13 protein-coding genes are annotated in these 14340 nt (G+C 56.8%); 5 read left to right on the top strand and 8 right to left on the bottom strand.

Annotation, left to right across the window (positions count from 1 at the left end):
- The first annotated feature begins 10 nt into the window (after positions 1 to 10).
- Positions 11 to 502 (top strand): YajQ family cyclic di-GMP-binding protein, encoded by a 492-nt coding sequence (locus HWW83_RS15990; protein WP_004940373.1) that lies wholly within the window; start codon positions 11 to 13, stop codon positions 500 to 502.
- 34 nt (positions 503 to 536) lie between these two features.
- On the opposite strand, the gene HWW83_RS15985 is transcribed toward HWW83_RS15990, so the two are convergent.
- The 8 genes from HWW83_RS15985 to HWW83_RS15950 form a co-directional block, all read right to left on the bottom strand.
- Positions 537 to 1901: an MFS transporter gene (locus HWW83_RS15985; protein ID WP_025301760.1), complete on the bottom strand. Its 1365-nt coding sequence runs from the start codon at positions 1899 to 1901 to the stop codon at positions 537 to 539.
- Positions 1902 to 2099: 198 nt separating this feature from the next.
- Positions 2100 to 2990, bottom strand: a complete 891-nt coding sequence (cyoE, locus tag HWW83_RS15980) for a heme o synthase (RefSeq protein WP_025301761.1) — start codon at positions 2988 to 2990, stop codon at positions 2100 to 2102.
- A 17-nt stretch (positions 2991 to 3007) separates the two neighbouring features.
- On the bottom strand, positions 3008 to 3346 hold the full coding sequence (locus tag HWW83_RS15975) for a cytochrome o ubiquinol oxidase subunit IV (RefSeq protein WP_004940369.1): 339 nt from the start codon (positions 3344 to 3346) through the stop codon (positions 3008 to 3010).
- Positions 3346 to 3960: a cytochrome o ubiquinol oxidase subunit III gene (locus HWW83_RS15970; protein ID WP_004940367.1), complete on the bottom strand. Its 615-nt coding sequence runs from the start codon at positions 3958 to 3960 to the stop codon at positions 3346 to 3348. Before HWW83_RS15970 ends, HWW83_RS15975 begins: the two co-directional genes overlap by 1 nt.
- Positions 3950 to 5941 carry a cytochrome o ubiquinol oxidase subunit I gene (cyoB, locus tag HWW83_RS15965; RefSeq protein ID WP_033642067.1) on the bottom strand — a complete coding sequence of 664 codons (1992 nt, stop codon included), beginning with the start codon at positions 5939 to 5941 and terminating at the stop codon, positions 3950 to 3952. The genes HWW83_RS15970 and cyoB overlap by 11 nt, the downstream gene beginning before the upstream one ends.
- 3 nt (positions 5942 to 5944) lie before the next feature.
- Complete coding sequence (gene cyoA / locus HWW83_RS15960) at positions 5945 to 6895, bottom strand: cytochrome o ubiquinol oxidase subunit II (RefSeq protein WP_033642069.1); 951 nt, start codon at positions 6893 to 6895, stop codon at positions 5945 to 5947.
- Positions 6896 to 7335: 440 nt separating this feature from the next.
- Positions 7336 to 8814: a muropeptide MFS transporter AmpG gene (gene ampG / locus HWW83_RS15955; protein WP_047572454.1), complete on the bottom strand. Its 1479-nt coding sequence runs from the start codon at positions 8812 to 8814 to the stop codon at positions 7336 to 7338.
- A gap of 51 nt (positions 8815 to 8865) precedes the next feature.
- Positions 8866 to 9444 carry a lipoprotein gene (locus tag HWW83_RS15950; RefSeq protein WP_033642071.1) on the bottom strand — a complete coding sequence of 193 codons (579 nt, stop codon included), beginning with the start codon at positions 9442 to 9444 and terminating at the stop codon, positions 8866 to 8868.
- A 314-nt stretch (positions 9445 to 9758) separates the two neighbouring features.
- Between HWW83_RS15950 and bolA the strand changes: the two genes are divergently transcribed.
- The 4 genes from bolA to clpX all read left to right on the top strand — a co-directional run bounded on the left by bolA (position 9759) and on the right by clpX (position 14222).
- The gene (gene bolA / locus HWW83_RS15945) at positions 9759 to 10073 is read left to right on the top strand and encodes a transcriptional regulator BolA (protein ID WP_004940361.1); all 315 of its coding nucleotides are present in this window, start codon (positions 9759 to 9761) and stop codon (positions 10071 to 10073) included.
- Between the two features lie 367 nt (positions 10074 to 10440).
- Positions 10441 to 11745 (top strand): trigger factor, encoded by a 1305-nt coding sequence (gene tig, locus HWW83_RS15940; RefSeq protein WP_031300019.1) that lies wholly within the window; start codon positions 10441 to 10443, stop codon positions 11743 to 11745.
- Between the two features lie 438 nt (positions 11746 to 12183).
- A complete protein-coding gene (clpP, locus tag HWW83_RS15935) occupies positions 12184 to 12807 on the top strand; it encodes an ATP-dependent Clp endopeptidase proteolytic subunit ClpP (protein ID WP_016928858.1) in 624 nt (207 codons plus the stop codon).
- 143 nt (positions 12808 to 12950) lie between these two features.
- Positions 12951 to 14222, top strand: coding sequence for an ATP-dependent protease ATP-binding subunit ClpX (gene clpX, locus HWW83_RS15930; RefSeq protein ID WP_004940354.1), 1272 nt, complete (start codon positions 12951 to 12953; stop codon positions 14220 to 14222).
- The last annotated feature ends 118 nt before the right edge of the window (positions 14223 to 14340 follow it).

Raw genomic sequence — 14340 nt, 5'->3', positions numbered from 1 at the left:
AGGAAGAAGTATGCCATCTTTCGACATCGTTTCCGAAATTGATATGCAGGAAGTGCGTAACGCCGTTGAGAACGCCACCCGCGATCTCGGCACCCGCTGGGATTTTCGCAACGTGCCGGCCAGCTTTGAGCTAAACGAGAAGAATCAAAGCATCAAGGTTGCCACCGAGTCTGATTTTCAGGTGCAGCAGCTGCTCGACATTCTGCGCGAAAAGCTGAGCAAGCGCAGCATCGACGGCGCCGCGCTGGAGATCCCGGAAGAGTTTACCCACAGCGGTAAAACCTACAGCGTGGAAGCCAAGCTGAAGCAGGGGATTGAAACCAGCGTGGCGAAGAAAATCGTCAAGCTGATCAAAGACAGCAAGCTGAAGGTGCAGGCGCAGATCCAGGGCGAAGAAGTGCGGGTGACCGGCAAGTCACGCGACGACTTGCAGAGCGTGATGGCGCTGGTGCGCGGCGGCGATCTGGGCCAGCCGTTCCAGTTCAAGAACTTCCGCGATTAATCTCGACGGGGCCGGCATTGCCGGCCCTGATTTTTTACAGCGAATTGACCAGCGCTTCCAACTGACCGCGATTGGTCTGCTTGGTATCCACCTTGACGTAGGCGCTGCGCTCTTCCGGCACGACGATCGCCTCGGCCACGCCGGGCTGCGCCTTCAGGCGGCTTTCCAGCGCTGAATCCTTCACCGCCAGTTCCGACAGCGTAATGCGCAGGCTGCTGACATACGGCGGCTCTTTCATGGTGCTGCTGACCAGGAACCAGACGGCGGCCAATACCGCGCCGGCGATAAACACCAAGCCTGCCCCCTGCAAACCGTACAGCCAGCCGCCGAGGCTGCCGCCGATCGCCACGCCGATAAACTGGCTGGTGGAGTACACCCCCATCGCGGTGCCCTTGTAGCCGGCCGGCGATTCTTTGCTGATCAGCGAAGGCAGGATGGCTTCCATCACGTTGAAGGCCATAAAGAACAGCTGCACGCCGGCGATGATGCCCCATAGATGAGCGCCGGAGAGCCACAGCAGCACTTCGGCGCAGAACAGTACCGCCACGCAGCCCATAAACACCTGCTTCATGCGGCGATATTTCTCGGCATAGATAATGAACGGCACCACGGCGGCGAACGACACCAGCATGGTCACCAAGTAGACGATCCAGTGTTCGCTGGCCGCCAGCCCGGCTTTTTCCATCGCCAGCGGCAGCGCCACGAAGCTCGACATCAGCAGAATGTGCAGACACATGATGCCGAAGTTGAGTTTCAACAGGCGCGAGTTGCTCAGCACTTTGCGGAAGCTGCCGCGCACGATGCTGGACTCGCGGTTCAGCAGATGGGTGTCGGCGGAAGGCACCACTGCCAGGGTGATGACGATGCCGGCCAGCGCCAGCACGGCGATCATCCAGAACAGCGCGTGCAAGCCCAAGGCGTGAGTGATGATAGGGCCCAGAACCATGGCGATGGCGAAGGTGATGCCGAAGCTGACGCCGATAAACGCCATCGCTTTGGTGCGGTTCTGCTCGCGGGTCAGATCGGAGAGCAGCGCCATTACCGCGGCGGCGATGGCGCCGGAGCCTTGCAACGCGCGGCCGAGGATCACGCCCCAGATAGAGTCAGTGACGGCGGCGATCACGCTACCGAGGGCAAAGATCAGCAGGCCGCCGACGATCAGCGGCTTGCGGCCGATGCGATCGGACACCAGGCCGAACGGGATCTGGAACACCGCCTGCGCCAGGCCGTAAATGCCGATGGCGATGCCGATCAGCGCTTCGCTGGCGCCGTTGAGCGCCATGCCGTAGGTGGTCAACACCGGCAATACCATAAACATGCCGAGCATGCGCAGGGAGAACACGGTGCCCAATCCCCAGGTGGCGCGGCGCTCCTGCGGGGTCATTGAATTATCGTTCACGTCAAACCTCGGTAAAAACCATGCCATCAGACGTTGAGACAGCGCCTGATGGCATGATTTCTGTAAAGCTGCGTCATTTTAGTGTGCAGGGCAGGGGGGGTAAATCGAATGTTGTTTAACAGATATTACAGTTTGGCCGCTTTTCGGCGTGACAAATAAAATGGGCCGCATACGCGGCCCATTGACAGATGATTTGGCTTACCAAACGTAGGTCACCAGCGCTTCAGGCGCCGCCGTGGCGCTGAAGTCGATCGACATCATCACGCTCAGCGAGGTGATGGCGACGATGGAGAACACGAACAGTTTACGCGCCCAGACGCTGTCGTTTTCGGTTTTGTAACCGCGCAGCGCCATGCCCAGCCACCATACGCTCACCGCCGCAGCGACGATCAGGTATTTGTAGCCGGCGTAGCCCACCAGGGTCAGCATCAGCGTGGCGATCATAAACGCCAGGATGTAGACCGTGATGTGGTTCTTGGCGACGGAAATGCCTTTCACCACCGGCAGCACCGGAATGTTGGCCGCCTGGTAATCTTTAAAGCGGAAGATAGCGATCGCATAAGAATGCGGCATCTGCCACAGGCTAAAGATAGCCAGCAGGATCAACGCACCGGCGTCGAACTCGTTGGTGACCGCGCAGTAACCGATAACCGGCGGCGCGGCACCCGACAAGCTGCCGATCAGCGTGCCGTAGACCGAGTGGCGCTTCATGTACAGGCTGTAAACGCCGACATAAACCACGAAGCCCATCACCGCCAGCCACATGGCCAGCGGGTTGGCCGCGATATACAGCAACGCGAAGCCCACAATACCCAACGCGGTCGCATAAACCAGGGTGACACTCGGCGCGATCAGGCCTTTTACCAGCACCCGATTCTTCGTTCTCTCCATCTTCTTGTCGATGTCGCGGTCGATGTAGTTGTTAAACACACAGCCCGACGCGACCACCAACGAGACACCCACCAGGGTGGCGAGAAACAGGGGATAGTCGATGCTCCCTTTGGAAGCGAGCAGGAATCCCCCAACGACAGAAATTAAATTGCCGAAAATAATTCCTGGTTTAGTGACTTGCAGGTATTGCTTAATCATCACGTGCAGCTCAGCTCTTAATCGACCATCATATTGATGTTGAGGTTGTACATAATCCAGAGTGAACCTACAACAACGATACCGATGATCATAGCGGTGAACAGCAATGCCACCAGGTTCCAGCGCTCTTCCGATGAGGTGTTCATGTGCAGGAAGTAAACCAGGTGAACAATCACCTGGATAACCGCCATACCGACAACAACCGCCAGGATGGTGGAATGAGAGGCAGTGCCGTTCATTACCATCGCAAATGGAATTACCGTCAGGATGATCGACAGGATAAAGCCGATCAGGTATGACTTCACGCTGCCGTGGCTTGCGCCGCCGTGAGAGGTTTCATGGGATGAATGGCTCATTACATAACCCCCAGCAGGTAGACAACGGTAAATACGCAGATCCAGACCACGTCCAGGAAGTGCCAGAACAGGCTCAGGCACATCAGGCGGGTTTTGTTGGTCGCGGTCAGGCCGAACTTGCTCACCTGAATCATCAGCACGATGATCCAAATCAGGCCGGAAGTCACGTGCAGACCGTGGGTGCCGACCAGCGCGAAGAAGCTGGACAGGAACGCGCTGCGATCCGGACCGAAGCCTTCGGCGATCAGGTGATGGAATTCATAGATTTCCATCGCCACGAAGCCCAGACCGAACAGGAAGGTCAGGAACAGCCAGGTGTTTACACCGCCAACTTTACCCTTGTTCATGGCGATCATCGCCATGCCGTAGGTGATGGAGCTGAATAACAGCAGGAAAGTTTCGACCAAGACAAACTTCAGGTCGAAGATGTCTTTGCCAGAGGGACCGCCGGCGGTCCCGTTCACCAGGACTGCATAAGTCGCGAACAAGCTCGCAAACAAAATACAGTCGCTCATCAGGTAGATCCAGAATCCGAAGACCTTGGTCTCACCCGCATCGTGGTGCCCATGCTCTGCATGGGCTGCGTTATGATTGGTCAGAGTTTCAGTTGACATGGTTCACGCCTGCTTTACGGATTTGTTCGTAGTGTTGGTTCTCAATGCGCTCGATTTCATCAACCTGCACATAGTAGTCAACATCGTGATCGAAGCTCTTGCCGATCCAGACGACGATCATACCGATGAAACCGGCCAGAGCCATCCACCAGATTTCCCAAATCATTGCGAAACCGAATACCAGGCTGAAGAAGGCGATGATAACGCCGGCGCCGGTGTTCTTAGGCATATGAATCGGTTCGTACTTAGCCGGTTTCTTATAGGCTTCGCCTTTTTCTTTCATGTCCCAGAACTCATCACGGTCATGAATCTGCGGCACTACGGCAAAGTTATAGAACGGCGGTGGAGAAGACGTTGACCACTCCAGAGTACGAGCGCCCCATGGGTCACCGGTCAGATCGCGGTTCTGTTCGCGGTCACGGATACTGACGAAGATCTGGGTCAGCTGGCACAAGATGCCGCAGGCGATCAGCGCCGCACCGCCGGCTGCAACCAGCAGCAGAGGGTGGAACTCAGGGTTAATGTTCTGGCTGATACGACGGGTCATGCCCATAAAGCCCAATGCGTACAGCGGCATGAAGGCGGTGAAGAAGCCGATGATCCAGAACCAGAACGCGCGGATGCCCCATTTTTCGTTCAGCGTGAAGCCGAAGGATTTCGGGAACCAGTAGGTCAGGCCCGCGAAGCAACCGAACACCACGCCGCCGATGATGACGTTGTGGAAGTGCGCGATCAGGAACAGGCTGTTGTGCAGCACGAAGTTCGCGCCCGGCACCGCCAGCAGAACGCCGGTCATACCACCCACGGAGAAGGTGATGATGAAGCCAACGGTCCACAGCATTGCGGAGTTGAGCTTGATGCGGCCCTGATACATGGTGAACAGCCAGTTGAAGATTTTCACCCCGGTCGGGATGGAAATGATCATGGTGGCGATACCGAAGAAGGCGTTAACGTTCGCGCCGGACCCCATGGTGAAGAAGTGGTGCAGCCAGACGATGAACGACAGAACGGTGATCGCGATAGTTGCCCATACCAGTGAGGTATAGCCGAACAGGCGTTTTCTGGAGAAGGTCGCGGTGACTTCGGAGAACACGCCGAACACCGGCAGAACCAGAATGTACACCTCTGGGTGACCCCAGGCCCAAATCAGGTTGATGTACATCATCATGTTGCCGCCCATATCATTGGTGAAGAAATGGGTGCCCAGATAGCGATCCAGGGTCAGCAGCGCGATGGTGACGGTCAGAATTGGGAAAGAAACGATGATCAGGACGTTGGTACACAGCGCCGCCCAGGTGAACACCGGCATCTTCATCATAGGCATGCCAGGGGCACGCATCTTCAGAATGGTGGCGAAGAAGTTCACGCCGGTCAGCAGGGTACCCAGACCGGAAATCTGCAGACTCCAGATCCAGTAATCGACCCCGACGCCAGGACTGTACTCTTTACCCGACAGCGGCGGATACGCCAGCCAACCGGTCTGAGCGAATTCACCGACCCCCAGGGAGATGTTGATCAGCACAACGCCCACCACGAAGAACCAGAAGCTCAGGGAGTTCAGGAACGGGAAGGCGACGTCGCGCGCGCCGATTTGCAGCGGCACCACGACGTTCATCAGGCCGACCACGAAAGGCATCGCCATGAAGAAGATCATGATGACGCCGTGCGCGGTGAAGATCTGGTCGTAGTGGTGCGGCGGCAGGAATCCGGCTTCGCCGGCGGACGCCAACGCCTGCTGGCTACGCATCATGATGGCGTCGGCGAAGCCGCGCAGCAGCATGACCATCGCCACGACGATATACATGATACCAATTTTTTTATGGTCGACCGAAGTCAGCCATTCGCTCCACAGCCACTTCCATTTGCCGAAATAGGTCAGCAGCGCCAGCACTGCCAGGCCCCCGACGATAATTGCGGCTACGGTGACCATGATGATCGGTTCGTGGTACGGAACCGCATCAAGTGTTAATTTTCCCAACATCAGTTATTCCTCGGCTCCGGCGTGAGCAGCATGTTCACCCATGTCCATACCTTGGCTCATGTCCATGCCTTCGTGCGCGCCAGCGCCCTTGTGCATATCCATGTCGCCCATGAATTTGGCAATTGTTTCTTTGAACAAATTCGGTTTGACAGCGGCAAAGTACTCGACCGGGTTGTTTTCACTCGGCTCTGCCAGTTTGTTAAAGTCGTCGGTGGTGTTCAGGTTTTTAGGCGATGCCTTCACCTTGGCCACCCACTGATCGAAGTCGCCTTCGGTCGGGGTAACGATCGCGGTGAATTTCATACCGGAGAAGCCTGCGCCGCTGTAGCTGCTGGAGATGCCCTTGTAGGCACCGGCTTCGTTGCCGATCAGGTGCAGTTTGGTCTGCATGCCGGCCATCGCATAAATCTGTCCACCCAACTGCGGGATAAAGAACGAGTTCATTACCGAGTTAGAGGTGATCTTGAATTCGACTGGAACATCTTTCGGGAAAGCCAGCTCATTAACGGTCGCAATGCCTTGTTCCGGATAGATGAACAGCCATTTCCAGTCGAGCGACACCACTTCGATCGTCATCGGCTTCTTGTCGGTGACAATCGGCTTGAACGGGTCGAGTTCGTGGGTAGTCTTCCAGGTAATGGTGCCAAGGATGGCGATGATAATGATAGGAATGGTCCAGACGACCGCTTCGATCTTGTTGGAGTGGGCCCAGTTCGGACTGTACTTGGCGTCTTTGTTGGAAGCGCGATACTTCCAGGCAAAGGCGAACGCCATGAAGATAACTGGCACCACCACGATCAACATCAACGCGATTGCAGTGATAATCAGTGTCCGTTGCTCAACACCAATTGCTCCTTTGGGATTCATCAAAACCATATCGCAGCCACTGAGCAATACAGTGCCTGCAATTAATGACAGCATCCCAATACTTTTATTGTATTTCTTAAGTCTCATCTAACGACCTCAATAACAAAGGCTCAATTGTCGTTTCATGTGTGCGGGCATTTTACGGGAAGGTTGCAGTACTGTAAACATGCTTAAGGGAGTGTCAGCGGCTTGTTGACACTTTCTGTTAAGGGGGTCACAGATGTAACCCTGCGTGACAATTTACCAATGACAACAACGCGTTGGCACGCTGAATCGTGACGAGCAGTCCGTATGTTAAGGAAAACTAAAGGTATGATGAATCTGGCGAAGAAATGCGCGGCGGGGAAATACGCAGAAAAGGTTTATTTAATGTAAAATAATTGTGTCTTAAAGGTGAATTTAATTTTATTTCCGAGCGCCGCAGTCGGATAAAAAAATAATTTTCTCGCTGATTATCTTTTTTTAACGAAATAAATACACCCCCGGATCGCTTTTTTTTCGGCCGGCAAAATCGCCGGCCGGTCGGGTTACGCCAAACGAGCGCGGCGCAGCGCCAGATAATCCAGCATGCTGCCCATCGCGACGCCGAGCAGGCTCAATGCGGCGCCGATCTGCAGCAGCCGGTCGGCCAACAGCGGCGCCTGCGTCCAGTCGAGCGCATTGGCGATCAGCAGCAGCAACCACAGCCCCAGCAGCGAGCAGCCCAGCGTCAGCAGGCGCAGCGCCCAGCGGTAAGCCTGGGTAAACGCGGTGCGCGGCATAAAATCGCCATGCTGCTGGGTGTGTTCCAGCGTCTGGCGGCAGACGCCGAGCAACAGCAAGCCCGGCAGCGCGGCGGCGATCGAGAACAGATAGAACAGCGGCCAACCATGGGCTTCGACGAACCAGCCGGCGATCGGCCCGACATAAACGCGACCCACGGCGGACAGCGCCGACAGCAGCGCGAACTGGGTGGCGGAGAACGAACGGTTGCACAGCGTCATCAGCAGCGCGACGAAGGCCGCGGTGCCCATGCCGCCGCACAGGTTTTCAAGGAAGATGGCGCTGCCCATGGTGAGCAGGTTCTTGTCGGTCACCGCCAGAATCCAATAGCCGAGATTGGATACCGCCTGCAGGACGCCGAACAGCATCAGGGCGCGGAACAGGGTGAGACGCTGCATCAGCACGCCGCCGAACAGAGCGCCGACGATGGTGGCGAACAGCCCGAGGGTTTTGTTCACCAGCCCCACTTCGCCGGCGTCGAATCCCACGCCGCGGATCAGGAAGGTGGTGCTCAGGCTGCCGGCGAAGGCGTCGCCCATTTTGTACATCACGATCAGCAGCAGGATCAGCCAGGCGTTGTTGCGGCTGAAGAAATCGCGCAGCGGCGCGACGACCGCCTGTTCCATGGTGCGCGGCGCCGGGATGCTTTCATCCGGTTCCGGCGCCATCAGCGTGGCGGCCACGCCGATCAGCATCAATCCGGCCATCAGCCAGTAGGTGGCTTGCCAGCCGAAATAGCGATCCGCCAGCCACAGCGCCAGGCCGCCGGAAACCAGCATCGCCAGCCGATAACCCAGCACCGATATCGCCGCGCCCGCGCCGCGTTCTTCGGCTTTCAGCAGGTCGGTTTTATAGGCGTCGAACACGATATCTTGCGAGGCGGAGCAGAACGCCACCAGCACCGCCAACGCCGCCAGCCACCACAGGTGCTGCGCGGGTTGCATAAAGCCCATCGCCACGATCGCCGCCACCAGCAGCAGCTGGCTGATCAGCAGCCAACCGCGCCGCCGCCCGAGGAACGGCGGGGTATAGCGATCCATGAAGGGCGACCAGAGGAATTTGAAGACGTAGGCCTGGCCCACCAGCGAGAAGATGCCGATGGTTTTCAGATCGATGTTTTCGACGGTCATCCAGGCTTGCAGCGTGCCGGAGGTCAGTGCCAGCGGCAGACCCGACGCGAAGCCCAGCAGCAGCAGAATGGCGGAGTTACGCTGGGTGAAGATGTTCAGATAGTGTTTCGACATGAGTTCCCTGTCTGCGCCGCCCGATCCGCCGGGCGGCGCCAGGCGCGCCGATTAGCGCGCGTTTTGCTTGATAAAGTCGTTGACGCTGGTGTCCTGCGCCATATCTGCGATCACGTCGCCCAGCACGGAGTTGACGGCGTCGGTGATCTTGTCGTTGGTCGCCGTGAAGGCGCCCTGCACGTTATAGGTCGAGCGGTAGTTTTTCACCTGTTTGTTGCCGTTCTTCGCCTGGGCGATGATCGAGATGTCGGCTTTGGTGGTGATGTTGTAGCGCAGGTTGCCTTCGGATACGTCCGCGTACAGATTATTGACGACCACCTGCAGCGCGACCGGGCCGTCGGCGCCAATCATGTAACCGCGGGCGCCCATTTGTTTCTCCAGCACTTCCTGCAGCAGGAAACGCAGATCGCGCGACGGCGTCAGCGTGACCAGTTGGCCGTCGCGGTTTACCTTGGCCAGCGCCTGATCGGTGCGCTGATCCGCGCCGTTGATGCTGATGGTGATGCCCTGCAGGGTCGGATCCTGCTGCGGCAGAACGATTTTCGGCGTGACGTTCAGGGTGTTGCTGCTGGTCGCGCAGCCGGCCAGCAGCAGGGCGGTCAGCAAAGGAAGACAAAGTTTCTTTAACATGTTTTCTGTCTCATTCTCGATGGATTTAGCAATAATCAGAGCGGGATAGCCGACAACGAATTGCCGACATCATAGCATCGCCGCCGTGCGGTGGAAGCGCGGAAGGCGCCTGAGTGACAAATTTTTACCTGCCGTTGATAAAAACACGCTTTTTTGGCCCGCTCAATCGGATAATCCCCCAAGCGGCGGGGATGACGCTCATCCTCTGACCGCAGAAAAGAGAAATTTGTCCAGGCGATGGTCTAAACGGGGGAAAACCGGCTAATATTGAACTAGATGGGCACGGTCCTCTGCCGGTGTTGTAAGGAGATCCTATGATTCGCGAGCAAATAGAAGCAAAGTTAAGGGCGGCGTTTGAGCCCGCGTATCTGGAAGTCGTTGATGAAAGCTATCGTCATAACGTTCCGGCGGGTTCAGAAAGTCATTTCAAAGTGGTATTGGTCAGCGATCGCTTCGTCGGCGAACGGTTTTTGACGCGTCACCGCTCCATCTACGGGGTATTGTCGGAAGAGTTGGCCGATGGCGTACACGCGCTGGCGCTGCACACCTATACGCTCAAAGAGTGGGAAGGGTTGCAGGATACCGTGCCGGCCTCGCCGCCGTGCCGCGGCGCCGGGACGCTGGCCTGAGGGGGAAATTTTCAGGTATCAGTGGAACTTTGCCCTCGAATTAGGGTATTACTACTGACGAATTTTGAAACGGCCTGCGGGCCGTTTCTGTTTTTGACGACGACACGGCCGATGCGCAATATGGCCAACGTTCGGTCTGTTTTGGCGGCCTTTTGGCGATCGAATCGACAAAAGTGTGATTTTTAGCGCGCCTGCGCCGCCTAGCTTTCCTCGACTCGCCATGCATGCGCCGCTATAATGTCGCGTCTTATTTTTCCGGAATGGTTTCGGGACGCTTCTGTCATCAGGGAACTCGGTTCTTATTTGTAGCCGTCCTGGTTCTTGGAACGGAGTTGACCGAGCACTGTGATTTTTTTGAGGTAACAAGATGCAAGTTTCAGTAGAAACCACTCAAGGCCTTGGGCGCCGTCTCTCTATTACTGTACCGGCTGATACTATCAAGCAGGCGGTGAAGAAAGAGCTGATCAACGCAGCGAAAAGCGTGCGTATCGACGGCTTCCGCAAAGGCAAAGTGCCGATGAACATCGTGGAACAGCGTTACGGCGCCTCTGTTCGTCAGGACGTGCTGGGCGAAGCGATGCAGCGCAGCTTCGTTGACGCGATCATCAAAGAAAAGATTAATCCGGCCGGCGCACCAAACTACGTGCCGGGCGAGTACAAAGAAGGTGAAGACTTCACTTTCGCCGTTGAATTCGAAGTGTATCCAGAAGTTGAGCTGAAAGGCCTGGAAAACATCGAAGTTGAAAAACCAGTAGTGGAAGTGAACGACGAAGACGTCGACGCGATGCTGGACACTCTGCGTAAGCAGCAGGCGACCTGGAAAGAAACCGATCGCGCGGCGGAAGCTGAAGATCGCGTGACCGTTGACTTCACCGGTTCTATCGACGGTGAAGAGTTCGAAGGCGGCAAAGCGTCCGACTTCGTGCTGGCAATGGGCCAGGGCCGCATGATCCCAGGCTTCGAAGAAGGTCTGGTCGGTCACAAAGCGGGCGAAGAGTTCTCCATCGACGTGAACTTCCCGGAAGACTACCACGCGGAAAACCTGAAGGGCAAAGCGGCTAAATTCGCTATCGTGCTGAAGAAAGTTGAAGAGCGCGAGCTGCCGGAACTGACCGAAGAGTTCATCAAGCGTTTCGGCGTGGCGGACGGTTCCGTTGCCGGCCTGCGCACCGAAGTTCGCAAGAACATGGAGCGCGAGCTGAAAGGCGCCGTGCGTAACCGCATCAAGTCTCAGGCGATCGAAGGCCTGGTGAGCGCGAACGAAATCGACGTGCCTGCTGCGCTGATCGACGGCGAAATCGACGTGCTGCGTCGTCAGGCTGCACAGCGTTTCGGCGGCAACGAGAAGCAAGCGCTGGAACTGCCACGCGAGCTGTTCGAAGAGCAAGCCAAACGCCGCGTAGTGGTTGGCCTGCTGCTGGGCGAAGTGATCAGCACCAACGATCTGAAAGCTGACGAAGACCGCGTGAAGACGCTGATCGAAGAAATGGCCTCCGCCTACGAAGATCCGAGCGAAGTCATTGAGTTCTACAGCAAAAACAAAGAGCTGATGAACAACATGCGCAACGTGGCTCTGGAAGAGCAAGCGGTTGAAGCCCTGCTGGCAAAAGCGAAAGTGACTGAAAAAGCCACTACCTTCAGCGAGCTGATGAACCAAACTCAACAGGCGTAATGCCTGCGTGCCGGGCGCGATGAACGGCGCCCCCGGTTTCGCCTGGCGAACCGGCGCACGATGAAAAAGCCCGCAACCTCAGGTTGCGGGCTTTTCTTTTTGCCACGTTGCTGATTAATCTCAGGTTAAGCGGGGCAATATGCACTATATTTACCCTGTTGCCTGGGGAACTGGCTGGCATGATAACGGTCAGAATAACGGCATCGTTTCCGGCGCGCGGAGAAAATCGGCCTCTGGGCTTGAAATCGCGCCGGGCTCCCCCAATCTGTAAAGAATAATTCTGGGGCTGTTTGCCAAAGTGCGCGGGATGAAATAACCGTCGGGTACGTGTGGCGCGGGTCGAATGCTTGAGCATAGTCATCATGGCCGTTCTCAAGTAGAATCGGCGTATTAGGGTGACACCCTGGCCGCCAAGGCAATTTCTATTAGGAGACGGTAATGTCATACAGTGGCGAACGAGATCAATTTGCACCGAACATGGCGCTGGTGCCGATGGTGGTAGAGCAGACTTCACGCGGGGAGCGTTCTTACGACATCTATTCCCGCCTGCTGAAAGAGCGCATCATTTTCCTGACCGGCCAGGTGGAAGATCACATGGCCAACCTGATCGTGGCGCAAATGCTGTTCCTCGAAGCGGAAAGCCCGGAAAAAGACATTTTCCTCTACATCAACTCGCCGGGCGGGGTGATCACCGCGGGCATGTCGATTTACGACACCATGAAGTTCATCAAGCCGGACGTCAGCACCATCTGTATGGGGCAGGCGTGCTCGATGGGCTCCTTCCTGCTGACCGCGGGCGCCAAAGGCAAACGTTTCTGCCTGCCGAACTCGCGCGTGATGATTCACCAGCCGCTGGGCGGCTACCAGGGCCAGGCGACGGACATCGAAATCCACGCGCGTGAAATCCTCAAGGTGAAAGCGCGCATGAATGAACTGATGGCCGAGCATACCGGCCAGCCGCTGGAGCAGATCGAGCGCGATACCGAGCGCGATCGCTTTATGACCGCGGAAGAAGCCGTGGAATACGGCCTGGTTGACGGCATTCTGACACACCGCAGCTAGAACCACGCGGCGCCGATGGACTATAGTAATCAGAGTGGGCAGGGGCTCGCTCTGTTGTAGCCCCCCGGCGTTCCCGATATGAGTTTGGGCGCACTGCCGCCGTGATTTTCCTGCGGGACAAGACTAAAGAAGAGGTTTGACTGATGACAGATAAGCGCAAAGACGGTTCAGGAAAGCTGCTGTACTGCTCTTTTTGCGGCAAAAGCCAGCATGAAGTGCGTAAGCTGATTGCCGGGCCGTCAGTGTATATCTGCGATGAATGTGTCGATCTGTGTAACGACATTATTCGCGAAGAGATTAAAGAAGTTGCCCCGCATCGTGAGCGCAGTGCGCTGCCGACGCCGCACGAAATCCGCCACCACCTGGATGACTATGTCATCGGTCAGGAGCAGGCGAAGAAAGTGCTGGCGGTTGCGGTGTACAACCACTACAAACGCCTGCGCAACGGCGATACCAGCAACGGTATCGAGTTGGGCAAGAGCAACATCTTGCTGATTGGCCCAACCGGTAGCGGCAAGACTCTGCTGGCGGAAACGCTGGCGCGCTTCCTGGACGTGCCGTTCACCATGGCCGACGCCACCACGCTGACCGAAGCCGGTTACGTGGGCGAGGACGTGGAAAATATTATCCAGAAGCTGTTGCAAAAATGTGACTATGACGTGCAGAAAGCGCAGCGCGGCATCGTTTATATCGATGAAATCGATAAGATTTCCCGCAAGTCCGACAACCCGTCTATCACGCGTGACGTTTCGGGTGAAGGCGTGCAGCAGGCGCTGCTGAAGCTGATTGAAGGCACCATCGCCGCGGTTCCGCCGCAGGGGGGGCGCAAGCATCCGCAGCAGGAGTTCCTGCAGGTCGATACCTCCAAGATCCTGTTTATCTGCGGCGGCGCATTTGCCGGCCTGGATAAGGTGATCGGTCAGCGCGTCAACACCGGCTCCGGCATCGGCTTCGGCGCGACCGTCAAGGGCGAGTCCGAGAAGGCCACTGAAGGCGAACTGTTGCTGCAGGCCGAACCGGAAGACCTGATCAAGTTCGGTCTGATCCCTGAGTTCATCGGCCGTCTGCCGGTGGTGGCGACCCTGAGCGAGCTGAGCGAAGACGCGCTGATTCAGATCCTGAAAGAGCCGAAGAACGCTCTGACCAAGCAGTATCAGGCGCTGTTCAACCTGGAAGGCGTGGAGCTGGAGTTCCGTGACGAAGCGCTGAACGCCATCGCCAAGAAAGCCATGGCGCGCAAAACCGGCGCCCGCGGCCTGCGTTCCATCGTGGAAGGCGCGCTGCTCGATACCATGTACGATCTGCCGTCGATGGACAGCGTGGATAAAGTGGTGATCGACGAGTCGGTGATCGCCGGTCAATCCAAACCGCTGCTGATTTACGGCAAGCCGGAAGCCCAGGCATCTGGCGAATAATTAGCCAGTTAAACCAGCGCGTTATCAGCAAAATGGGGGATTTCATCCCCCATTTCTTTTTCCTGCATTCTTGCCGTTGAATGTAAGAGATTCATCCCCATATACTCATTAACCAGAT

The sequence above is a fragment of the Serratia ureilytica genome, assembly GCF_013375155.1.
GTDB classification, from domain to species: domain Bacteria; phylum Pseudomonadota; class Gammaproteobacteria; order Enterobacterales; family Enterobacteriaceae; genus Serratia; species Serratia ureilytica.
The sequence above is the reverse complement of the archived record's forward strand: the minus strand, read 5'-3'. Positions and strand labels throughout refer to the sequence as shown.